The sequence below is a fragment of the Methylobacterium ajmalii genome (assembly GCF_036448855.1).
Lineage (GTDB): Bacteria > Pseudomonadota > Alphaproteobacteria > Rhizobiales > Beijerinckiaceae > Methylobacterium > Methylobacterium ajmalii.
In genome coordinates, this window is sequence record NZ_JAZFXT010000011.1 from 61,319 (window position 1) to 81,129 (window position 19,811).

The window sequence follows — 19,811 nt, forward strand, 5'->3', positions numbered from 1 at the left end:
GCCCTCAGCTGTGTGCGGCGGCCTTGTCGAACAGGCGGTAGAAGTTGGCGGTGGTGAGGGCCGCGAGCGCCTCGGGCGCGAGGCCCACGGTCTCGGCCAGCACCCGGGCGGTGTCGGCGACGAAGGCCGGCTCGTTCGGCCGGCCGCGATGCGGCACCGGCGCGAGGTACGGCGCGTCGGTCTCGACCAGCAGGCGGTCGTGCGGCACGCCCCTGGCGATGTCCCGGATCTCGTCCGAGTTGCGGAAGGTGACGATGCCGGAGAACGACACGGAGAGGCCGAGCTCCACCCCCACCTCGGCGAGCCGCCGCCCCGACGAGAAGCAGTGCAGCACCGCCTTGAACGGCCCGCGCGCCATCTCCTCGGTGAGGATCGCCGCCACGTCCTCGTCCGCCTCGCGGGCGTGGATGACGAGCGGCAGCCCGCTCTCGCGCGCCGCCGCGATGTGGGTGCGGAAGACCTTCTGCTGCACGTCCCGCGGGGCGTAATCGTAGTGGTAGTCGAGCCCGGCCTCGCCGATGCCGATGCAGCGCGGATGGCGCGACAGGGCGACGATCTCGGCCGCCGGCACGTCCGGCTCCTCGCCGGCCTGGTGCGGGTGGGTGCCGATCGTGAACAGCACCTCGGGGTGGGCCTCGCTCAAGGCCCGGTAGGTCTCGAACCGGGCGACCCGGGTCGAGATCGTCACCATCCGGTCGATCCCGGCACTCTTCGCCCGGGCCAGCACCTCGGGCAGCCGCTCGGCGAGGCCGGGCGAATCGAGGTGGCAATGGCTGTCGACCAGGCTGACGCCTCGGGGGCTGTCGACCAGGCTGACGCCTCGGGGACTGTCGACCGGGCTCACGCCTCGGGCTCCACGTAGCGCGGGAAGATCGGGCTCGGCGCCGGCAGGGCCGTGCCGGGCGCGAGCCGGTGATCCGGCCCGATGGCGGCGAGGTTGCGCGCGTCGGGCGCCACCGCCAGCAGGTCGAGGAGCCGGGCGGCGGCGCTCGGGATGAAGGGCTGGACCAGGATGCCCACCGCCCGCAGCACCTCGGCGGTGGTGTACAGAACCGCCTCCATCCGGGCCGGGTCGGTCTTGCGCAGGGCCCAGGGCTCCTGGCCGGCGAAGTAGCGGTTGGCCTCCGCCACGACCGCCCAGATCTCGGCCAGCACCGCGTGCAGGGCGAGGTCCTGCATCAGCCCCCTCGCCTTCTCCGGCAGCGCGTCGGCCAGCGCCAGCAGCGCCCGGTCGGCGGCGGACGGCTCGCCGGCTTGCGGGAAGGGTGCGGGGATTTGGCCGCCGCAATTGCGGGCGATCATGGTCAGCGAGCGCTGGGCGAGGTTGCCGAGGTCGTTGGCGAGGTCGGCGTTGAGGCGGTTGACGATCGCCTCGTGCGAGTAGCTGCCGTCCTGGCCGAACGGCACCTCGCGCAGCATGAAGTAGCGCAAGGGGTCGACGCCGTAGGCCTCGGCGAGCGCCGTCGGGGCGACGACGTTGCCGAGCGACTTCGACATCTTCTCGCCCTTGTTGAGCAGGAAGCCGTGGCCGAAGACGCGCTGCGGGACCGGGAGACCGGCCGACATCAGGAAGGCCGGCCAGTAGACCGCGTGGAAGCGGATGATGTCCTTGCCGATGACGTGGAGCGCCGCCGGCCACTGGCGCCAGCGCGGCGCGCCCTCGTCGGGGAAGCCGCAGGACGTGATGTAGTTCGTCAGCGCGTCGACCCAGACGTACATGACGTGGGCCGGGTTGCCCGGCACCGGCACGCCCCAGTCGAAGGTGGTGCGGCTGACCGACAGGTCCTGCAGGCCCGAGCGGACGAAGCTCGTCACCTCGTTGCGGCGCGAGTCGGGGCCGATGAAGTCCGGGTTCGCCTCGTAGAGGGCGAGCAGGCGCTCGCCGTAGGCCGAGAGCCGGAAGAAGTAGCTCTCCTCCTCGACCCACTCGACCGGCGTGCCGGTCTTCTCGGCCCGGCGGCTGCCGTCGGGCGCGGTGACGAGCTCGGCCTCGTCGTAATAGGCCTCGTCGCGGACCGAGTACCAGCCGGCATACTTGGCGAGGTAGATGTCGCCGTTCTCCTCCATCCGGCGCCACAGCGCCTGGGCGGCGGCGACGTGGTCGGCGTCGGTGGTGCGGATGAAGCGGTCGAAGGAGCAGTCGAGCTGCTCGGCCATGGTGCGGAAGCGCGGCGCCATGTCGTCCACGAAGGCGCGCGGGCCGATCCCGGCCTTGGCAGCGGTCTGCTGGATCTTGAGGCCGTGCTCGTCGGTGCCGGTGGTGAAGAACACGTCGTAGCCGTCGAGGCGCTTGAAGCGCGCGATGGCGTCGGCGGCGATCACCTCGTAGGCGTGGCCGATATGCGGCACCCCGTTGGGGTACGAGATGGCGGTGGTGATGAAGAACGGCTCGCCCGCCACGGCTGGTTTCCCGGTATGAAGGATTCGGATCGGGCCCGCCCGCGAGGCGGCGCCCGTCCGTGCCTTAGAGCAAATTCGGGCAGCGGTGCCCACCCCCCGCGAGGGCGTTCCCGCCGCTCCGCCGCGCGTCAGGCCCCGACGGCCTGGCGGAACGGCTCGTCCATCGGCGCGTCCCGGTGGCGCGCCGCCCGGTCGAGGCGCACCGCGTGGTTGATGATCGCCATGTGGGTGAAGCCTTGCGGGACGTTGCCGCGCTGCTCGCCCGACCCCGCGTCGATCTCCTCGGCGAACAGCCCGAGATCGTTGCCGCGGGTCAGCAACCGGGCGAAGAGCGGCTCGGCCTCGGCCATGCGCCCGGCGAGCGCCAGGCAGCCGACGCGCCAGAACGCGCAGGCCGCGAAGGTCGCCTCCGGGTGCTCGAAGCCGTCGGCGTTGCGGTAGCGGTAGAGGAGGTCGCCGTCGCCGAGCCCGGCGCTCACCGCCTCGAGCGTCGCGGCGACCCGGGGCGAATCGGGCTCGAAGGCGCCGAACAGCACCGTGCGCAGGACCGCGGCGTCGAGGTCGTCGGAGCCGTAGGCCTGGGTGTAGGCGCCGACGCGGGGGTTCCAGCCCTTGTCGTGGTACTCGGCCCGGATCTCGGCGGCGACGCGCCGCCACTCCTCGACCCGCTCGGGGGGCGCCACCTCGACGGCCTCGGCGATCTGCACCGCCCGGTCGAGGGCGACCCAGAGCATGCCCTTGGTGTGGAGGATCTGGCGCGTCTCGTCGCGCAGCTCCCAGATGCCGTGATCGGGCGCGTGGCGGCAGCGGATGACGTGGTCGGTGAGGTGGCCGAGCGCCTCGGGCAGGTGGTCGTTGACCTTCACCGGCGGGTCGTAGTCGACGGCGTCCAGGAAGGCGTGGAGCGCCACCAGGAACTCGCCGTAGATGTCGTACTGGTGCTGGCCCGAGGCCGCGTTGCCGATCCGCACCGGGCCGACCCCGCGCCAGCCGCGCAGGTGGTCGAGGATCTCCTCCTCCGGCACGCGCCCGTTGATGCCGTACATCAGTTCCAGGTCGCGGCCGCGGCTGTGGTCGGCGTCGCGCAGGAAGCGCAGGAACTCCGCCGCCTCGCGCACGTAGCCGAGATTGACGAAGGCCGTGACGGTGAAGCTCGCGTCCCGCATCCAGACGTAGCGGTAGTCGAAGTTGCGGGTGCCCGGCACCGCCTCCGGCAGGCTGGTGGTGGAGGCCGCGATGATCCCGCCCGAGGGCGCGTGGGTCAGGAGCTTGAGCACCAGCGCGCTGCGCAGCACGCTGTCGCGGTGCGGCCCGTCATAGGTGCAGCGCCCGGACCATTCGTGCCAGTAGCCTTCCGTCGCCGACAGGCTCGCGGCGGCGTGCCCGATGTCGCCGTCGTCGTCCTTCCGATGGGCGAGGACTAGGGACACCCCCTCCCCGGCCCTCAGGGCGAACGCCGCCTCGACCCGGTCGCCGAGGACCGCGAGCGGCACCGTGGCGGCGACCCGCACGCCCTCCGGCTTCGAGCGGCGCCGGCACAGCACCGTCCCCCCCGCCTCCGGCTCGAGGACGGCGCCGTCGCGGGCGTAGTCGAAGGTCGGGCGCACCCGGAAGCGCCCCGACACCGTCCCGGCCTCGCAGGCGGCGATCCGCACGATCCGGCCGTGGGGGGCGCCGTCCGGGCCCTCGTCGGGCACCTCCGCCAGGGGGTGGAGCGGCATGAAGTCGGTGAGCCGGAGCGTCCCGGTCGCGGTGACGAACACCGTCTCCAGGATGGTGGTGCCGGGCCGGTAGGCCCGGCGCGTCTCGCGCACGTCGTCGAGGACGATCTCGCAGGCCCCGCCCTTGTCCTCGTCGAGGAGGCGCAGGAACACCGCCGGGCTGTCGTGGCAGGGCCAGCACAGCCAGTCGATCGACCCGTCGCGGGCGACGAGCGCCGTCGTGCAGGTGTCGCCGATGACGGCGTAGTCCTCGATCGGCCGGTCCGTCACGTCGCCTCGCACCCAACACACGTTAAAGCGCGGGGGTAACGGTCCGTCGGGGGCAGGGTTTCGGGGCGCGACGGTTTGCGCCGCACCACGCCCCGGCGGCCGTCCGGCAAGGTCCCTCGGTCCGGGTCAGTCGACCCAGGTGCAGGACACCGCCAGCGACGCGACGCCGAGCACCGCCCGGACCTCGTCCCGGATGGTGACGAACAGGTGCAGCCGGTCCTGGCGCCGGGCCTCGTCGCGGGCGATGTCGGCCAGGACCCGCATGGCGTGGGCCTGGGCGGCCTCGCGGCTCGGCCACTCGCTGCCCTCGTCGTCGCGGTGCGACAGGTCGTGGTCGTTGATGTCGAAGAAGTAGCGCGGCACCGGCGGCCCCTGGAGTGTCGAGAAGGCCGCCGGGCGGAAGATCCCGGATCCCGCCGACCGGTCTCGCCGATCGGGGCGCCTCGAGGCTTCACTTAAGACGCAACGTCATCGTCTGCCCTCGCAAATGTTTATTGAACGCTGGTTTTCCCGCGGGACAAACAAGCACTTGAATTACCACGTTTAGACAGTCCCGTCCGGCGCGAATGCCGGCCCCATGCGACCCGCAGCCGGGGCGCCCTGGCCAATTTCGCTGGCCGGCGATAGGGTTGCGCGGGTGGTTTCCCCGCCCGCCGGGTGCGCCGGCGATCCGCGGCCCGCCGGCGGCGTCGCCGACGAAGAAGGACAGCGTGCCCTGCGGCTCTCGCTCTACACCGACCTGTCGCTGCGCCTGCTGCTCTATCTCGGGACGGTGGAGGGCGGCGGCTGGACGACGACGCCCGCCGTCGCGCGCACCTTCGGGGTATCGCTGAACCACCTCCAGAAGGTGGCGCGCGGGCTCACGGGGGCGGGCTACATCGAGGCCCGGCAGGGCCGCTCCGGCGGGGTGCGCCTGGCCCGGCCGCCGGCCGAGGTGCGCCTCGGCGCCGTGGTGGCGGAGCTGGAGGGCCTCGGCTGCCTCGTCGAGTGCGGCCGCGGCCCCTGCCCGCTCGCCGGGCGCTGCCTGCTGAAGACCGCGCTGGACGCGGCCGAGCGGAGCTTCATCCGCGAGCTCGACCGCTTCACCCTGGCGGACGTGCTGGCCGGCCCGACCGGGGCGACCCTGCGCGACCTGATCGGGCGCGACGCCGAGGGGGCGGGAGAGCCGGGCGCGTAGCACCCCGTCGGCCCGGGGATCGCCGCCTCACGCCGCCTCGCGGGCGGCGCGGCGCTCGGCGGCGGCGGCCTGCCAGATCTCCCAGGCGGCGTCGGCGTTCATCGCCGCGATGCCGAGGCCGACCACCAGGTCGGGCCAGGGGGCGAAACTGGGCCAGGTCGACAGCGTGGCGGCGGTGACGAGCCCGGCCGCCACGATCGCCACGTTGGCGACCGCGTCGTTGCGGGCCGACAGGAAGGCCGCCCGGGTCAGGCTGCCGCGGCCCTCGCGGTGGCGCGCCAGCATCAGCGCGCAGGCGAGGTTGACGGCGAGCGCCCCGAGCCCCGTCAGGGTCAGGGGCACCGGATCCGGGGCCGTGAAGGCGCCGAATTTCTGCCAGGCGGTCCAGGCGGCGGCGAGCCCCGGCAGCAGCAGGATGCCGGCCATCGCGGCGCCGAGCCGGGCCCGCGCCGCCGGCCGCCAGCCGAGGCCGGCGACGATCAGCAGGTTGAGCGCGGCATCCTCCAGGAAGTCGACGCTGTCGGCCACCAGCGCCACCGAGCCGATCGCCACCGCCACGCTCGCCTCGATCCCGAAATAGCCGAGATTGAGCAGGGCGACGCGGCCCACGGTGGCGCGCAGGCCGGGATCGGTGTCGGAGGGGGTCACGGGGCGGGCCTCGCGCGGATGGCGGCCGGTCGTCTATGCCCCGGCCGGGCGCCGCCGGCCAGGGCGCGCCCGCGCCGCACGACGCCGCATCGGTGCCATGCCGGGCCGGCGGTTGCACCGGGCCCCCGCGCCGGCTTCACTGCCGTCAGCCGCCGACCACAGGCGGAGATCCGCCGGGACACGGTGGGCACCCACCGAGACGCGGTGGGCAGCACCCACCGGGAAGCGGCGGGCCAGGAGGAGACGACCATGCCGCATTCATCACCGCCCCCGTCCCCGGGGCGGATGCCCCGCCGCCTCGTCCTCGGCGGGCTCGCGGCGGCACCCGCCGCCTTGGGTAGCACCCTCTCGGGGTCCGCGGCCTCGGCGGCGCCCGCCGCCTCGCAAGCGGCCCCGCCCCGTCTGGCGATAGAGGAATTCCGGCTCCCCGGCCCGGAGGACGGGGTCTCGGTCTACCTGCGCAACAAGCGCCCGGCCGGGACCGAGCGGTTCGCACCCGACCGCATCCTGCTCTACGTCCACGGCGCGACCTACCCGGCCTCGACCGCCTTCGACCTGCCGCTCGCCGGCCTGTCGATGATGGACTACCTCGCGGGCCAGGGCTTCGACGTCTACCTCGTCGACCTGCCGGGCTACGGCCTCTCGGGCCGCCCCGCCGCGATGGGCCGCCCGGCCGCCGACGGAAAGCCCTTCATGCGCACGGGGGACGCCGCCGCGGTGGTCGGCCAGGCGGTCGACTTCATCCGCCGGCGGCGCGGGGTCGACAGGATCGACCTGATGGGCTGGTCCTGGGGCACCTCGACCATGGGGCTCTACACCAGCACCCACAACGACACGGTCAACCGCCTCGTCCTCTACGCGCCGCAATGGCTGTCGCGCACGCCCTCGCTCCTCGGCACGAGCGGGCCGCTCGGCGCCTACCGGAGCGTGAGCCGGGACAGCGCGAGGGAGCGCTGGCTCAAGGGCGTGCCGGCGGACAAGCAGGCGGACCTGATCCCGCCCGGCTGGTTCGAGCAATGGGCCGACGCCACCTTCGCGACCGACGCCGCCGGGGCCGCGCAGACGCCCCCGGTGCTCCGGGCGCCGAACGGGGTGGTGGCCGATTCGCAGGAGTACTGGCAGGCCGGCAAGCCGCTCTACGATCCCGGCGAGATCCGGGTGCCGACCCTCGTCATCCACGCCGAATGGGACGCCGACCTGCCGAGCTACCAGGCCCAGGAATACTTCGCCCGCCTCACCCGCACGCCCTACAAGCGCTTCGTGGAGCTCGGCGAAGGCACCCACACGGTGATGATGGAGAAGAACCGGATGCAGTTCTTCCGCGAGGTCGCCGCCTTCCTGACCGAGGCCGACCCGCAGGCGCTGAACTGACCGCACAAACGACGAAGGACCGCCCCGGAGCCCGGCCTGGGGCGGTCCTTCCGATGTCTCGGTTCCGTACGGGCGTCAGGCCGCCCGCACGGTGTCGAGGAAGCGGGCGACCTCGGCCGAGAGCTGCTCGGACTGGCGCGACAGCTCGGAGGCCGCCGAGAGCACCTGGCTTGCCGCCGCGCCGGTCTCGTCCGCCGCCCGGGCGACGCCGGAGACGCTCGCCGTCACCTCGCCGGTGCCGGCGGCGGCCTCCGAGACGTTGCGGACGATCTCCCGGGTCGCCGTGCCCTGCTCCTCCACCGCCGCGGCGATCGCGGTGGCGACGCCCGCGATCTCCTCGATCCGCGCGGTGATCCCGCTGATCGCGCCGACCGCCTGGCCGGTCGAGGCCTGGATCGCCGCGATCTGGCCGGTGATCTCCTCCGTCGCCTTGGCCGTCTGGCCGGCGAGCTCCTTGACCTCCGCCGCCACCACCGCGAAGCCGCGCCCCGCCGCTCCGGCACGCGCCGCCTCGATGGTGGCGTTCAACGCGAGCAGGTTGGTCTGGGCGGCGATCGACGAGATCAGCCCGACCACGTCGCCGATGCGGTGGGTCGCCTCGGTCAGCGCCTGGACCTGGGCCGCGCTCGCGCCGGCCTCCCGGACGGCGGCCCCGGCGAGCCGGGCCGAGCCGTCGACCTGGCGGCCGATCTCGGCTACCGAGGCGCCGAGCTCTTCCGCCGCCGCCGCCACCATGCCGACATTCGAGGCGGCCTGGGCGGCGGCGTCTGCCGCGCCGCCCGACTGGCCGGCGGTCTCCCGGGCGGTGACCGTCATGGTCCGGGCGGTCGCCTGCAGCTCGGTGGCGGCGGCCGCGACCGCGCCGACGATGCCGCCGACCGCCCGCTCGAAGGCGTCCGCCATCGCGCGGGTCGCCTGCCGGCGCTGCGCCTCGGCGCCGGCCCGGGCGAGCGCCGTCTCCTCCTCCAGCGCCCGGGTGCGGACCAGGTTGTCGCGAAACACCGCGAGCGCCCCCGCCATGGCGCCGAGCTCGTCCCGGCGGCCGGCGCCCGGGATCGCGGTCGCGGCCTCGCCCTCGGCCAGGCGGCGCATCGCGCCGGTCATGCGGCCCAGCGGCCGGACGACGCGCACGAGGCAGAACAGCACCGCCGCGAGCGTGACGAGAACCGACACCGCGAGCATCGCGACGGCGTTGCGGGTGGCCTCGGCCCGCTCGGTCCGGGCGGCCTCGCCGGCGGCGGTGCCGGCGGCGGCGTTGAGGGCGACGAGCTTGCCGGCGGTGTCGATCGTGGCGCGGTAGGTCGCGTTCATCGGCCCGCGGAAGTAGGCGTCGATCTCGGCCTGGCTCGGGAGCCCCTTGAGGCGGGCCCAGTCGGCCCGGAAGGCCGCGATCCTGGCGCTCAGGCTCCCGAAGATCTCCTCCTCGGCCGGCGAGTCGATCAACCCCCGGTAGCGCGCCATCCGCTGGCCCAGTGCCGCGTCCATCTCGGAGAAGCTCTTGGCGGCGAGCGCCTTCTCGGCCTCGCCGTCGGCGGTGATGAACCGGAACTGCCAGAGCCGGGCCCGCATCACCAGGGCGTTGATCGCGTGCGCCTCGTTGATCGAGGGCACCGCGTCGTCGGCCAGGGTGGCGATGCGGGCCTCGATCGAGCCGAGCTTCCACAGGGAGAGGCCGCCCTGGGCCAGGGTCAGCAGCAGGAGGATCCCGAACAGGCCGGTGAGGCTGCTCTTCAGGGACAGACGCATGGGACAAGCCGTGGGTGAGCGATCGTCGGACCGCGCTCTTGTCGCGCCGATACCGCTAAAATTTTATTAATGCATCGCAACGCCAAAATGAAGTCACATAGCCGATGAGACGAAGACGAGATCAATTCTTTCTCGCTTGATAGTGCCCGACCCGGGCCGATGACGAAACGGAACGCGACGGACCCGCGCCAGCAACGCCGCACGGCCGGGCGCCTTTCTCTCGGTGAGGCGCGGGCGCCCGGCCCGGCCGCCGCGGCGGCGCCGCCCCTTCCGACCTTTCGCCAGTGGATTTCCGGCCCCGTCCCGTGCGACCCCGGGGGACCCGGCGGGACGGCGGAGCCCCGCGCGCCCGGCCGCGGCCCCAAGACGTCCACCGGGAGCGACGCCGATGATGCCCGAACTGCGCGTGCTGTACTTCGAGGACCTGAGCGTCGGGCTGTCCGAGACGCTGTCGAAGACCATCGCGACCTCCGACGTGGTCGGCTTTGCCGAGATCACCGGCGACCGCAACCCGATCCACCTCTCCGAGCACTTCGCCGCCCGCACCCCGTTCGGCACCCGCATCGCCCACGGCCTCTACACCGCCGGGCTGATCTCGGCGGTGCTCGGCACCCGCCTGCCCGGCCCCGGCGCGATCTACATCAGCCAGAGCCTCAACTTCCGCGCGCCGGTGCGCATCGGCGACACGGTGGACGTCACCGTCGAGGTGGCCGAGCTGGTGCCGGAGCGCCGCCGCGCCCGCCTGACCTGCACCTGCGCGGTCAACGGCGAGACGGTGCTGGACGGCGAGGCCCTGGTGAAGGTACCGACCCGGGCCGAGGCCGACCCGCTCGCCGCCCGCAAGGGCTGATCCCCAGAAGGGCCAGAACCCGGACCGCATGACGCCGATCCCCGTCGACGACCCCGCCGACCCGCGCCTGTCCGCCTACACGCAGATGCGCGAGCGCGACCTCGTCGGGCGCGAGGGCCGGTTCATCGCCGAGGGCGAGGTGGTGCTGCGGGTGCTGCTCTCGGGCGCCGCCCGGTTCCGGATCGAGTCGGTGCTCGTCTCGCCCGAGCGGCTGCCCGGGCTGGCGCCGGCGCTCGCCGGCCTCGCCGCCCCCGTCTACGTCGCCGCGAAACCCGTGATGGGCGCGGTGGCGGGCTTCCCGATCCATCGCGGCGTGCTGGCGGTGGGCCTGCGCGGGCCGGAACCCGACCCCGACGCCCTGGTGCCGGCGGGCCCGGCCCTGCTCGTCGGCCTCGTGGGGCTTGCCAACCACGACAATGTCGGCGGGCTGTTTCGCAACGCCGCCGCCTTCGGGGCCGACGCGGTGCTGCTCGATGCGGAAACCTGCGACCCGCTCTACCGCAAGGCGATCCGGGTCTCGGCCGGCACGAGCCTGACCGTCCCCTTCGCGCGGCTGCCCACCGGCGACGCCCTCCTCGCTCTGTGCGAGCGCCACCGGCTCACGCCCCTCGCCCTCTCGCCCCGGGGCGAGGATATCGGGCGCTTGCCGCCCCTGCCCCGGGCGCTCCTCCTGCTCGGCACCGAGGGCCCCGGCCTGCCCGAGGCGCTGATGGCCCGCGCCCGCCGGGTAGCGATCCCGATGGCGCCGGGGGTCGATTCGCTCAACGTCGCGGTGGCGGGGGCGGTGGCGTTGCACCGGTTGGGCGGGGGGCGGCTGGCGCCGATCTGATCGGGCGGCAACGCCAAGGACCGCGCTTCGGCCTACCCGTCGACGCCCCGCCACACCCCGGCGAAAAACCCCGTCTCACCCCGCCGCGACAATGCGCAACCATTGCCGACTCACCGTCGCGCACCACAACTAGGCCGTACGCACGGACATGCGTTTCGGTCTGGCAGGAGGTGGAGCGTTGTTGCAGCCGCGGGATGGGTACCGCACCCTGTCGGGGCGGCGGGCGGTGGTGGTCGGGGCGGGGCCGGGCGGCCTCGCGGTGGCGCTGATGCTCGCGCGCGACGGCGTGCAGGTGACGGTGATCGAGAAGGAGGACTGCGTCGGCGGGCGCACCCGCACGGTGACGGCGCCGGGCGGCTACAGGTTCGACATCGGGCCGACCTTCTTCCTCTATCCGCGCATCCTGGCCGACATCTTCGAATCCTGCGGCGAGCGGCTGGAGGACCACCTCACCCTCGAGCGGCTCGATCCGCAATACCACCTCGTCTTCGAGGGCGGCGGCGAGATCAAGGCGACGCCGGACGTGGAGCGGCTCGAGGCCGAGATCGCCCGCATCGCGCCCGACGACGCCAAGAACGTGCGCCGCTTCCTCGAGGACAACCGCCACAAGCTCGCGGCCTTCATCCCGGTGCTGCAGCAGGCCTGCGACTCGCTTCGCAGCTTCGCCTCGCCGGCGATGCTGGCGGCCCTGCCGCTGCTCCGCCCGCACGCCACCGTCGACCGCGACCTGGCGCGCTACTTCAAGGACCCGCGGGTCCGCCTCGCCTTCTCGTTCCAGACCAAGTACCTCGGGATGTCGCCGTTCCGGTGCCCGAGCCTGTTCACCATCCTGAGCTTCCTCGAATACGAGCACGGGGTCTACCACCCGGTGGGCGGCTGCGGCGCGGTGTCGGAAGCGATGGCCGGCCTCGCCCGCCGCATGGGCGTCGAGATCAAGCTCGGCACGAGCGTCGACCGGGTGCTGTTCGAGGGCAAGCGCGCCGTCGGGGTCGAGGCCGGGGGTGAGCGCATCGCCGCCGACGCGGTCGTCATCAACGGCGACTTCGCCAAGGTCGTGCCCGAACTCGTCCCCGAGGCGCGCCGGCCGCGCTGGCGCGACGCCAAGGTGGCGAAGGCCCGCCTCTCCTGCTCGACCTACATGCTCTATCTCGGCATCGAGGGTCCGATGCCCGAGAGCCTCGGCCACCACACCATCCTGCTGTCGGAGGATTACGCCCGCAACATCCGCGAGGTTTCCGACGGGGTGCTGCCGATGCAGCCCTCGGTCTACGTCCAGCACGCCGGCTACACCGACGGCGGCATGGCGCCCCCCGGCCATACCAGCCTCTACGTGCTGGTGCCGGTGCCGAACCTGCGCGCCGGGATCGACTGGGCGAGCGTCGGCCCGTCCTACCGGGCGCTCGTGCTCAAGCGGCTGGAGAAGCTCGGGCTCACCGACATCGAATCCCGCATCCGCTACGAGCGCGTGGTCGACCCGACCCAGTGGCGCGACGAGTTCGACGTGTACGAGGGCGCGACCTTCAACCTGTCGCACGACCTCCTGCAGATGCTCTACTTCCGGCCCCACAACCGCTTCGGGCCCGGGCTCTACCTCGTGGGCGGCGGCACCCATCCGGGCTCCGGCCTGCCGGTGATCTACGAGGGCGCCCGCATCACCGCCCGGCTGATGGCCGAGGACCTGGCGCTCGGGACGGTGCCGGCCCGCGGCCTGCCGCTCGCGACCGCCCCGAGCCTCGGGGAGGCCTCGTGAGGGGCCCCCTCGCGCTGGTAGCGCTTCTGGCCCTGGCGGGTCCGGCGTCGGCCGCCGACCTCGCGATCGAGGTCGACGGGGTCGAGCCCGGCGCCGGCCGGGTCTTCGTCGCGCTCTGCACCGGGTCGCTCGCCGAGGAGGCCTGCCGCATCGGCCAGAACGGACCGGCCTCGGGCCCGAGCCTGCGCTTCGGCTTCACCGACGTGCCGCCGGGCAGCTACGCGGTGGCGGCGTTCCAGGACCTCGACGGCGACGGGCGCCTCGGCCGCACGCCCCTCGGCCTGCCGACCGAGCCCTACGGCTTCTCGAACGGCGCCGGCCGGCGCGGCCGCCCGGATTTTGCCGCCGCCGCCTTCCGCCTCGGCGAGCCGGGCGCATCGCTGCGGGTGCGGCTCACCCGCGCCCTGCCGGCCCGGTAGGTCCTGTCCAGGGTGGGTCCTCCTGCGCACCGGCGTCCCTCCCCGGGAATGCCGCAAAGCTCTGCTGTGGTCGGGACCATGACACCCGATCCGGCGGCGACCGTCCGCGACCTCGCCTTCTCGTACCGCAACCGGCGGGTCCTCGATCGCGTCGACCTCGTGTTCGCGCGCGGCGAGACCGTGGCGTTGCTCGGCCCCAACGGCGCCGGCAAGACCTCGCTGATGCGCCTCCTCGCCGGCCGCCTCGTGCCGGAGCGCGGCAGCGTGCGGGTGGCCGGCGGCGATCCGGGGCGCTCCTCCGCGGTGCGGCGCGCCATCGCCTGGGTGCCGCAGGAGATCGCCCTCTACCCGCGCCTCACCGTGCGGGAGAACCTCGAGGTCTTCGCCCGCCTCCTGGGACTGCCCCGGGCGGCGCGGGCGCCGGCGGTGGCCCGGGCGCTGACGCGGACCGGCCTCGACGACGTCGCCTCACGCCTCGTCGGCGTGCTCTCCGGCGGCTACCAGCGCCGGGCCAACATCGCGGCGGCGCTCCTCGGCGAGCCCGCCCTCGTCCTCCTCGACGAGCCGACGCAGGGCGTCGACCAGGCCGCCCGGGCGGCGATCCACGCGGTGCTCGAGCGCCTGCCGGAGACCGGCGCCGCGCTGCTCGTCGCCACCCACGACTTCGCCGAGGCCGAGCGCCTCGCCGGGCGGGTCCTGGTGCTCCAGGACGGGCGCATCCGCCTCGACGGGCGCCTCGCCGACCTGCTCGCGCGCCTGCGCGCCGGCCCGCCCGAGCACGAGGTGGCGCTGGCCGAGGCCGCGGGCCCGGCGGCGGCGGCCGCCCTGCGCCAGGCCGGCTTCCATCCGGCCTCGCCGCTCGTCTGGCAGACCGACAGGCGGGCCGGCGACGCGGTGGCGGGCGGGCGCGACGGCGCGGCGCTCCTCGCCCACCTGCGCCGCCACGGCGTGCCGGTGCGGGAGATCCGGGTGCGCGAGCCGGGGCTCGACGTGCTCTACCGCGACGTGACCGCGGGCGAGCCCCCGGCGGACCTTCGCCCCGTGGAGGCCGTGGCATGATCGTCGCCGCGTTCCGGGTGATGCTGCTCACCCTCTGGCGCGATCGCGCCGCCCTGGTGATGGCCTTCGTCCTGCCGACCGTGATCTTCTGCGTGTTCGCGGCGATCTTCTCCGGCGCCGTCGGCGAGCGGATCCGCATCCAGGTCGGGCTCCTCGACCAGGCCCGCACCGCCACGACCGGACGGCTCGTCGCCGCCCTCGAGGCCGACCCGGCGCTGCGCACGACGCGCCTCGACGGCGACCCGCTGACGGCGGTGCGCCGGGGCGAGGTCGACGTCGCCCTGGTGCTGCGCGGCGACCTCGCCGCCGGGAGCACCTCGGCCGACGCGCCGATCCTCGTCGTCGAGAGCCCGGCACGCGCCCTTGCCACCCCGATCGCGCTGGGCCAGGTCCAGCGGGTCCTCAACGAGGCCCTGCCCGACGTGGTGCTGTCGCGGGTCGTCGCCGACGTCGAGCGCACCGGCAAGATCGGCCCGGACGAGCGCGCCTTCCTGGACCGCGCCTTCGCCGAGAGCCGCGAGAAGAAGGAGGCCTTCTCCTTCGCCGCCCTGGTCGCCCGGACCTCGACGGCCGAGGGGCATGGCGGGCCGGACGGGGGCAATGCCCGCGTCGCCTACTATGCCGGGGCGATCGCGGCGGTGTTCCTGATGTTCGCCGCGATGCAGGGCGCCCTGTCCCTGGTCGAGGAGCGCCAGTCCGGCCTCGCCGACCGCCTCGCCGCCGCCCCCGGCGGCCTGCCGGTGGTGGTGCTCGGCAAGTTCCTGTTCCTGGTGCTCCAGGGCACCGCCCAGGGCGGCCTGATCTTCGCGGCCGCCGCCCTGGTCTACGGCGTCTCGGTCGGCCCGCACGTCGTGGCCTGGCTCGTCACCGGGGTGCTGGTCGCCGCCATGGCGGCGGGCCTGGGGCTCGCCGCCTGCGCGGCGGCGCGGACCCGCCAGCAGGCCCACCTCGTCTCGACCTTCGGGGTGCTGCTGCTCTCGGCGGTCGGCGGCAGCATGGTGCCGCGCTTCCTGATGCCGCCCTGGCTTCAGAGCCTCGGCTGGTTCACCCCGAACGCCTGGGCGATCGAGGCCTACCAGGCGGCCCTGGCCGAGGGCGCCGGCGGCGCCTGGCCGGCCTGGGCCGTGCTGGCGGGGCTCGCCGCCGCGGGCCTGGGCGCGGCCCTGGCGCTCACCGCGCGGCCGGCCCCCGGGCCGGCGCGGGCGTGAGGTCGGTGCCTCCCCGCGGGCGTCAGCCCTTCAGCCGCTTGTTGCACTCGGAATAGTAGCCGCCGCCCTTCTCGATCCAGTTGAGGCCGCCGTTGCCGGCGCCGCCGGCCGCCTTGTTGGCGTTGTACTGGTCGAGGCAGGTGTGCTGGCGGGCGCTGCCCGGGGACTCCTTGGCGTATTTCGGCGCGACCGCCGTCGGATAGACCGCGCCGGCGGCCGGCGCGCGGGGGGCGGCCGCGTTGCCGGCGGGCGCCGTGCCGGCGGGGCCTTGCGCGGCCGGCGCCGCGGGCTTGGCCGGGATGGCGGGCGGGTTCGGCGGCGGCGCCGGGTTCGGCTTGGGCGCGCCGGGGCTGAACGGGTTTGGGGCCGTCGTCTGGGCGTGGGCCGGGACGGCGAGCGCACCGAGGATCAGCAGGGAAGCGAGGGAGAGACGCATCGGGTTTCGTCCGGGTTCGGGCGCCGCCAGCTTAGCAGTCCCGACCCGCCGGTGCGACAGCTACCGCAAGCGGGGATCGGCTTGAGAGCACTTCACGATCGCGCTGCAATCGCGAAGCTCTCTAAGTATTTGTGTTTACCGCATTTTCTGCGACGAACCGGTATCCTCTTCGTCGGAAAATGCTCTAGCGCAGGCCTGCTTCAGCGCAGGTGAAACGCGAGCCACAGCACCGCGACGGCGACGAGGAGCGCGACGCACCCGCGCGCCAGGGGCCGGGCGAGGGTCGAGAGCCGGGCGAGCCGTGCCAGGGCCGTCCGGCGGTCGTCGCTCACTCGGAGGAGCGCCGGACGGCCGCGCCCGCGATGATGGTGGCGAGCGCCGCGGCCCCGAGGCCGTCCTGCAGGGCCCGCACCGGCTCGTCCGGCATCGCGAGCAGCCACAGGCCGGCCGTGGCCGCGATGCACACGGCGACGGCGCCGAGAATTCCCCGCTCGATCACGTGACGACCGGCCTCCGTTCGCGGGGCGCGCCAGCCCGCGCCGCTCCCCGCCCCTCTACGCCAGGCCGGCGGGCTTGCCCAGCATCCGCGAGCGAACATTCGGCGGGACATCCGGTCTGGGCCGGCCCCTGCCACATTCCTTAACCCTCCGCGGTCGCCACCGATTGAATTCCCGACCGTCCTGATAAAATTCAACCGCAGAGATTCGATGCCGCCGGGGCATGATGCCCGGATGCGCCTCCCGCGAAGGGGCGCGGCGGCCCGTGGAGACGGTGATGGCGAAACCCCTGGTTGTCGTGATTCCCCACCAGCTCGGTCGGAGCGAGGCACGGCGGCGCATCGATGCCCGGATCGGCCAGGGTCGGGATCTCGTCCAGAAGGCCGGCCTCACCATGCAGGATCCGGTCTGGACCGGCGACACCCTCGGCTTCCAGGTCGGCGCCATGGGCCAGTCGGTCAGCGGCACCATCGCGGTCGAGGACGAGGCCGCCCGCGTCGAGGTCCACCTGCCGCTGCTGCTCGGGGTCTTCTCCGGCAAGGTGCGGCAGGTCATCGCCGAGAAGGGCGGCGAGCTCTTGGCGACCTGACGGTCGCAGGCGGCGACCTGACGGTCGCGAACGGCAACCTGACGGTCGCGGACGGTCGGCGGGCCCACCCGCGCCTCCCCGGCCTTGATGGAATCTTGATAATCCGGGCCGTCCGCCCGCCTTGTTCCTTTCCCGGAGCCGATCCCAGAACCCCGCGATGCGCAGCAGCGTCGCCCGGGGTGGTCGTGATGGTATCGAGTCAGGGCCGGCGAGCCCGCCGCCTTCCGCGGGGCGTCGCGCCGTCCGATCCGGCGCTGTGCCGGGTGCAGGCCGCCTGCCGGCTCTGCGGCTTTCCCGTCCGGGGCTTTCGCCACGGCACCACCTGCGTGCTCCGGATCGACCGCCTCGCCCTGCATTCCGCCTGCCGCGGCGCCGAGCACGCCTGCCCCGGCCTGCAGGAGGCGGTCCGCGCCGCCAGGTGCCCCGCCGACCGGGCCTGACCCCGCGATCTTTATGCCGCCTTTATGGCGGGGCGCCCCGTCCCCTCTCGAATCCCTACGCGATCAGGAGGATCTCCGGTGTCGGGGCCGCAGCGCGCGGCCCGGTTCGATGCGGCGGCGCCCGTCGTCCCCGCGCCGCCCGACGGGGATACCCCATGTTCGATCTTTTGATGCTGGCGGCCGGCCTGGGCTTCTTCGCCCTGTCGCTCGGCTACGTCTCCTTGTGCGAACGCCTGTGAGGAGGCCCGCGATGACCCTCGATTACGGGCTCGGCGGCCTGATGACCCTCGGGCTGCTCGCCTACCTCGCCTACGCCCTCGTGCGGCCTGAGCGGTTCTGAGGAGCCCCCCCATGACGCTCTCAGGCTGGCTCCAGGTCGCGCTGTTCTGCGCGATCGTCCTCGCCCTGGTGAAGCCGCTCGGTCTCTACATGACCCGGGTCTTCACCGGCGCCTCCACCCCCCTCTCGCCCGTGCTGCGCCCGATCGAGCGCGGCCTCTACCGGCTGGCCGGCATCGACGAGACCCACGAGCAGCACTGGCTCGCTTACGCGGGCGCCATGCTGGTCTTCCACGCCGCCGGCTTCGCCCTGCTCTACGGCATCCTGCGGCTGCAGAACCTCCTGCCGTTCAACCCCGCCGACCAGGGCGCGGTGGCGCCGGACCTCGCCTTCAACACCGCCGCGAGCTTCGTCACCAACACCAACTGGCAGAACTACGGCGGCGAGAGCACCCTCTCCTACCTGTCGCAGATGCTGGGGCTGACGCACCAGAACTTCCTCTCGGCGGCGACCGGCATCGCGCTCGCCGTGGCGCTGATCCGGGGCTTTGCCCGGGCCTCGGCCCGCACGGTCGGCTCGTTCTGGGTCGACCTGACCCGCTGCACCCTCTACGTGCTGCTGCCGCTCTGCATCGTCTACACGCTGTTCCTGGTCTGGCAGGGCGTGCCGCAGACGCTCGCGCCCTACGCCGAGGCCACGACGCTCGAGGGGGCCAAGCAGACCATCGCGCTCGGGCCCGTGGCGAGCCAGGTGGCGATCAAGATGCTCGGCACCAACGGCGGCGGCTTCTTCAACGCCAACGCCGCCCACCCGTTCGAGAACCCCACCGCCTGGTCGAACCTGATCCAGATGGTGTCGATCTTCGGTTTAGGTGCCGCGCTCACCAACGTGTTCGGCCGCATGGTCGGGGACGAGCGCCAGGGCTGGGCGATCCTCGCCGCGATGGGCGTGCTGTTCCTCGCCGGCGTCGCGATCACCTACGCGGCGGAGGGCGCCGGCAACCCGCTCCTCAACGCCCTCGGGCTCCAGGGCGGCAACCTCGAGGGCAAGGAGCTGCGCTTCGGCATCCCCGGCTCGGCCCTGTTCGCGGTCGTGACCACCGCCGCCTCCTGCGGCGCGGTCAACGCCATGCACGACGCCTTCACGGCGCTCGGCGGCCTGATCCCGCTCGTCAACATGCAGCTCGGCGAGATCATCGTCGGCGGCGTCGGCGCGGGCCTCTACGGCATGCTGGTCTTCGTGGTGGTGGCGATCTTCGTCGCCGGCCTGATGGTCGGGCGCACGCCCGAATATCTCGGCAAGAAGATCGAGGCCCGGGAGGTCAAGATGGCGATGCTCGCCATCCTCTGCCTGCCCCTGATGATGCTCGGCTTCACCGCGCTCGCCACGGTGCTGCCGGCGGGCCTGGCGGGTCCCGCCAATGCGGGTCCGCACGGCTTCACCGAGATCCTCTACGCCTTCACCTCGGCGGCGGCCAACAACGGCTCGGCCTTCGGCGGGCTTTCGGGCAACACGCCGTTCTACAACCTGACGCTCGGCTTCGGGATGCTGGTCGGCCGGTTCTTCGTCATCATCCCGGCGCTCGCCATCGCGGGCTCGCTCGCGGCGAAGAAGACCCTGCCGGCCTCCGCCGGGACCTTCCCGACCCATGGCGGCCTGTTCGTCGGCCTCCTCGTCGGGGTGATCCTGATCGTCGGCGGCCTGACCTTCTTCCCGTCGCTGGCGCTGGGACCGATCGTCGAGCACCTGGCCGGGGCGGCGGGCCAGACCTTCGCGGCGGCGGGGGGCTGAGCCATGACCACCCACGCCGACCGCATCCGCCGGGGCCTGTCCCGGCACCGGCCGCGCTCGGGCCCGCGCCACGACCGCTCCACCTTGCGGCCCTGCGACATCGTCCTGGCGCTCACCGGCCTCGCCCTGCTCGGTTCCGGCGCGATCTGGGCGGCGGTCATGCTCGGGGCCGCGGCGCTCGCGCCGTGACCGACCGCTTCGAGCGACGAGAACTCATCCCCTTCGCAACCTCATCCTGAGGTGCCCACGAAGTGGGCCTCGAAGGAGGGCTCCAGAGACCACAGCGATGTCTGGAGCCCTCCTTCGAGGTCGCGGGTGGGAGACGATGGAC

General features: G+C 73.6%; 22 protein-coding genes. 13 read left to right on the forward strand and 9 right to left on the reverse strand.

What is annotated here, in order from left to right; all coding sequences use genetic code 11:
- Positions 1 to 4: 4 nt before the first annotated feature.
- From V3T34_RS04915 to V3T34_RS04930, 4 genes are all read right to left on the reverse strand, one after another.
- On the reverse strand, positions 5 to 844 hold the full coding sequence (locus V3T34_RS04915) for a TatD family hydrolase (protein WP_305077822.1): 840 nt from the start codon (positions 842 to 844) through the stop codon (positions 5 to 7).
- Entirely contained in the window at positions 841 to 2,400 is a 1,560-nt protein-coding gene (gene metG, locus V3T34_RS04920) for a methionine--tRNA ligase (protein ID WP_305077823.1), read from the reverse strand. The genes V3T34_RS04915 and metG overlap by 4 nt, the downstream gene beginning before the upstream one ends.
- 128 nt (positions 2,401 to 2,528) lie before the next feature.
- Positions 2,529 to 4,412: a glycoside hydrolase family 15 protein gene (locus tag V3T34_RS04925; RefSeq protein WP_407942673.1), complete on the reverse strand. Its 1,884-nt coding sequence runs from the start codon at positions 4,410 to 4,412 to the stop codon at positions 2,529 to 2,531.
- A gap of 105 nt (positions 4,413 to 4,517) precedes the next feature.
- Positions 4,518 to 4,754 carry a DUF6894 family protein gene (locus V3T34_RS04930; protein WP_060847661.1) on the reverse strand — a complete coding sequence of 79 codons (237 nt, stop codon included), beginning with the start codon at positions 4,752 to 4,754 and terminating at the stop codon, positions 4,518 to 4,520.
- Between the two features lie 274 nt (positions 4,755 to 5,028).
- Between V3T34_RS04930 and V3T34_RS04935 the strand changes: the two genes are divergently transcribed.
- The gene (locus V3T34_RS04935) at positions 5,029 to 5,568 is read left to right on the forward strand and encodes an RrF2 family transcriptional regulator (protein ID WP_305077825.1); all 540 of its coding nucleotides are present in this window, start codon (positions 5,029 to 5,031) and stop codon (positions 5,566 to 5,568) included.
- Positions 5,569 to 5,595: 27 nt separating this feature from the next.
- Here V3T34_RS04935 and V3T34_RS04940 read toward each other — a convergent pair whose 3' ends face one another.
- Positions 5,596 to 6,216: a cation efflux transmembrane domain-containing protein gene (locus V3T34_RS04940; RefSeq protein WP_305077826.1), complete on the reverse strand. Its 621-nt coding sequence runs from the start codon at positions 6,214 to 6,216 to the stop codon at positions 5,596 to 5,598.
- A 249-nt stretch (positions 6,217 to 6,465) separates the two neighbouring features.
- Here V3T34_RS04940 and V3T34_RS04945 point away from each other — a divergent pair, with 249 nt between their 5' ends.
- Positions 6,466 to 7,587 carry an alpha/beta hydrolase gene (locus V3T34_RS04945; protein ID WP_305077827.1) on the forward strand — a complete coding sequence of 374 codons (1,122 nt, stop codon included), beginning with the start codon at positions 6,466 to 6,468 and terminating at the stop codon, positions 7,585 to 7,587.
- A 75-nt stretch (positions 7,588 to 7,662) separates the two neighbouring features.
- Here V3T34_RS04945 and V3T34_RS04950 read toward each other — a convergent pair whose 3' ends face one another.
- Positions 7,663 to 9,333, reverse strand: a complete 1,671-nt coding sequence (locus V3T34_RS04950; protein ID WP_305077828.1) for a methyl-accepting chemotaxis protein — start codon at positions 9,331 to 9,333, stop codon at positions 7,663 to 7,665.
- 388 nt (positions 9,334 to 9,721) lie between these two features.
- Here V3T34_RS04950 and croR point away from each other — a divergent pair, with 388 nt between their 5' ends.
- The 6 genes from croR to V3T34_RS04980 all read left to right on the forward strand — a co-directional run bounded on the left by croR (position 9,722) and on the right by V3T34_RS04980 (position 15,448).
- Complete coding sequence (croR, locus tag V3T34_RS04955) at positions 9,722 to 10,183, forward strand: 3-hydroxybutyryl-CoA dehydratase (RefSeq protein ID WP_060847665.1); 462 nt, start codon at positions 9,722 to 9,724, stop codon at positions 10,181 to 10,183.
- 28 nt (positions 10,184 to 10,211) lie between these two features.
- A complete protein-coding gene (locus V3T34_RS04960; RefSeq protein ID WP_305077829.1) occupies positions 10,212 to 11,012 on the forward strand; it encodes a TrmH family RNA methyltransferase in 801 nt (266 codons plus the stop codon).
- Positions 11,013 to 11,190: 178 nt separating this feature from the next.
- The gene (crtI, locus tag V3T34_RS04965; RefSeq protein WP_305077830.1) at positions 11,191 to 12,762 is read left to right on the forward strand and encodes a phytoene desaturase family protein; all 1,572 of its coding nucleotides are present in this window, start codon (positions 11,191 to 11,193) and stop codon (positions 12,760 to 12,762) included.
- Positions 12,759 to 13,181, forward strand: a complete 423-nt coding sequence (locus V3T34_RS04970) for a DUF2141 domain-containing protein (protein WP_060847668.1) — start codon at positions 12,759 to 12,761, stop codon at positions 13,179 to 13,181. The genes crtI and V3T34_RS04970 overlap by 4 nt, the downstream gene beginning before the upstream one ends.
- 78 nt (positions 13,182 to 13,259) lie before the next feature.
- On the forward strand, positions 13,260 to 14,240 hold the full coding sequence (locus tag V3T34_RS04975; protein WP_305077831.1) for an ABC transporter ATP-binding protein: 981 nt from the start codon (positions 13,260 to 13,262) through the stop codon (positions 14,238 to 14,240).
- A complete protein-coding gene (locus V3T34_RS04980; RefSeq protein WP_091888581.1) occupies positions 14,237 to 15,448 on the forward strand; it encodes an ABC transporter permease in 1,212 nt (403 codons plus the stop codon). The genes V3T34_RS04975 and V3T34_RS04980 overlap by 4 nt, the downstream gene beginning before the upstream one ends.
- Positions 15,449 to 15,470: 22 nt before the next feature.
- Here the strand turns inward: V3T34_RS04980 and V3T34_RS04985 are convergent, their stop codons facing one another.
- The 3 genes from V3T34_RS04985 to V3T34_RS04995 all read right to left on the reverse strand — a co-directional run bounded on the left by V3T34_RS04985 (position 15,471) and on the right by V3T34_RS04995 (position 16,383).
- Positions 15,471 to 15,884, reverse strand: a complete 414-nt coding sequence (locus V3T34_RS04985; protein WP_091888583.1) for a hypothetical protein — start codon at positions 15,882 to 15,884, stop codon at positions 15,471 to 15,473.
- A 200-nt stretch (positions 15,885 to 16,084) separates the two neighbouring features.
- Positions 16,085 to 16,216 carry a hypothetical protein gene (locus V3T34_RS04990; RefSeq protein WP_268926675.1) on the reverse strand — a complete coding sequence of 44 codons (132 nt, stop codon included), beginning with the start codon at positions 16,214 to 16,216 and terminating at the stop codon, positions 16,085 to 16,087.
- Positions 16,213 to 16,383, reverse strand: coding sequence for a hypothetical protein (locus tag V3T34_RS04995; RefSeq protein WP_165602076.1), 171 nt, complete (start codon positions 16,381 to 16,383; stop codon positions 16,213 to 16,215). Before V3T34_RS04995 ends, V3T34_RS04990 begins: the two co-directional genes overlap by 4 nt.
- 275 nt (positions 16,384 to 16,658) lie before the next feature.
- Between V3T34_RS04995 and V3T34_RS05000 the strand changes: the two genes are divergently transcribed.
- From V3T34_RS05000 to V3T34_RS05020, 5 genes are all read left to right on the forward strand, one after another.
- Positions 16,659 to 16,970 (forward strand): polyhydroxyalkanoic acid system family protein, encoded by a 312-nt coding sequence (locus V3T34_RS05000; RefSeq protein WP_060847672.1) that lies wholly within the window; start codon positions 16,659 to 16,661, stop codon positions 16,968 to 16,970.
- 188 nt (positions 16,971 to 17,158) lie between these two features.
- The gene (locus tag V3T34_RS05005; RefSeq protein WP_288579995.1) at positions 17,159 to 17,410 is read left to right on the forward strand and encodes a hypothetical protein; all 252 of its coding nucleotides are present in this window, start codon (positions 17,159 to 17,161) and stop codon (positions 17,408 to 17,410) included.
- Positions 17,411 to 17,660: 250 nt separating this feature from the next.
- Entirely contained in the window at positions 17,661 to 17,750 is a 90-nt protein-coding gene (locus V3T34_RS05010; RefSeq protein ID WP_099905332.1) for a K(+)-transporting ATPase subunit F, read from the forward strand.
- 11 nt (positions 17,751 to 17,761) lie between these two features.
- Positions 17,762 to 19,480: a potassium-transporting ATPase subunit KdpA gene (gene kdpA / locus V3T34_RS05015; RefSeq protein WP_305077832.1), complete on the forward strand. Its 1,719-nt coding sequence runs from the start codon at positions 17,762 to 17,764 to the stop codon at positions 19,478 to 19,480.
- 3 nt (positions 19,481 to 19,483) lie between these two features.
- Complete coding sequence (locus V3T34_RS05020) at positions 19,484 to 19,669, forward strand: hypothetical protein (RefSeq protein WP_060847674.1); 186 nt, start codon at positions 19,484 to 19,486, stop codon at positions 19,667 to 19,669.
- Positions 19,670 to 19,811 lie beyond the last annotated feature (142 nt).

What these genes read in the sequence shown, in the direction of transcription:
- V3T34_RS04985 (WP_091888583.1), bottom strand. Translation starts at nt 15,884, where the DNA reads ATGCGTCTCTCCCTCGCTTCCCTGCTGATCCTCGGTGCGCTCGCCGTC.
- V3T34_RS05020 (WP_060847674.1), top strand. Translation starts at nt 19,484, where the DNA reads ATGACCACCCACGCCGACCGCATCCGCCGGGGCCTGTCCCGGCACCGG.
- V3T34_RS04945 (WP_305077827.1), top strand. Translation starts at nt 6,466, where the DNA reads ATGCCGCATTCATCACCGCCCCCGTCCCCGGGGCGGATGCCCCGCCGC.
- V3T34_RS04975 (WP_305077831.1), top strand. Translation starts at nt 13,260, where the DNA reads ATGACACCCGATCCGGCGGCGACCGTCCGCGACCTCGCCTTCTCGTAC.
- V3T34_RS04950 (WP_305077828.1), bottom strand. Translation starts at nt 9,333, where the DNA reads ATGCGTCTGTCCCTGAAGAGCAGCCTCACCGGCCTGTTCGGGATCCTC.
- kdpA (WP_305077832.1), top strand. Translation starts at nt 17,762, where the DNA reads ATGACGCTCTCAGGCTGGCTCCAGGTCGCGCTGTTCTGCGCGATCGTC.
- V3T34_RS05000 (WP_060847672.1), top strand. Translation starts at nt 16,659, where the DNA reads ATGGCGAAACCCCTGGTTGTCGTGATTCCCCACCAGCTCGGTCGGAGC.
- V3T34_RS04960 (WP_305077829.1), top strand. Translation starts at nt 10,212, where the DNA reads ATGACGCCGATCCCCGTCGACGACCCCGCCGACCCGCGCCTGTCCGCC.
- V3T34_RS05010 (WP_099905332.1), top strand. Translation starts at nt 17,661, where the DNA reads ATGACCCTCGATTACGGGCTCGGCGGCCTGATGACCCTCGGGCTGCTC.
- V3T34_RS05005 (WP_288579995.1), top strand. Translation starts at nt 17,159, where the DNA reads ATGGTATCGAGTCAGGGCCGGCGAGCCCGCCGCCTTCCGCGGGGCGTC.
- croR (WP_060847665.1), top strand. Translation starts at nt 9,722, where the DNA reads ATGATGCCCGAACTGCGCGTGCTGTACTTCGAGGACCTGAGCGTCGGG.
- V3T34_RS04980 (WP_091888581.1), top strand. Translation starts at nt 14,237, where the DNA reads ATGATCGTCGCCGCGTTCCGGGTGATGCTGCTCACCCTCTGGCGCGAT.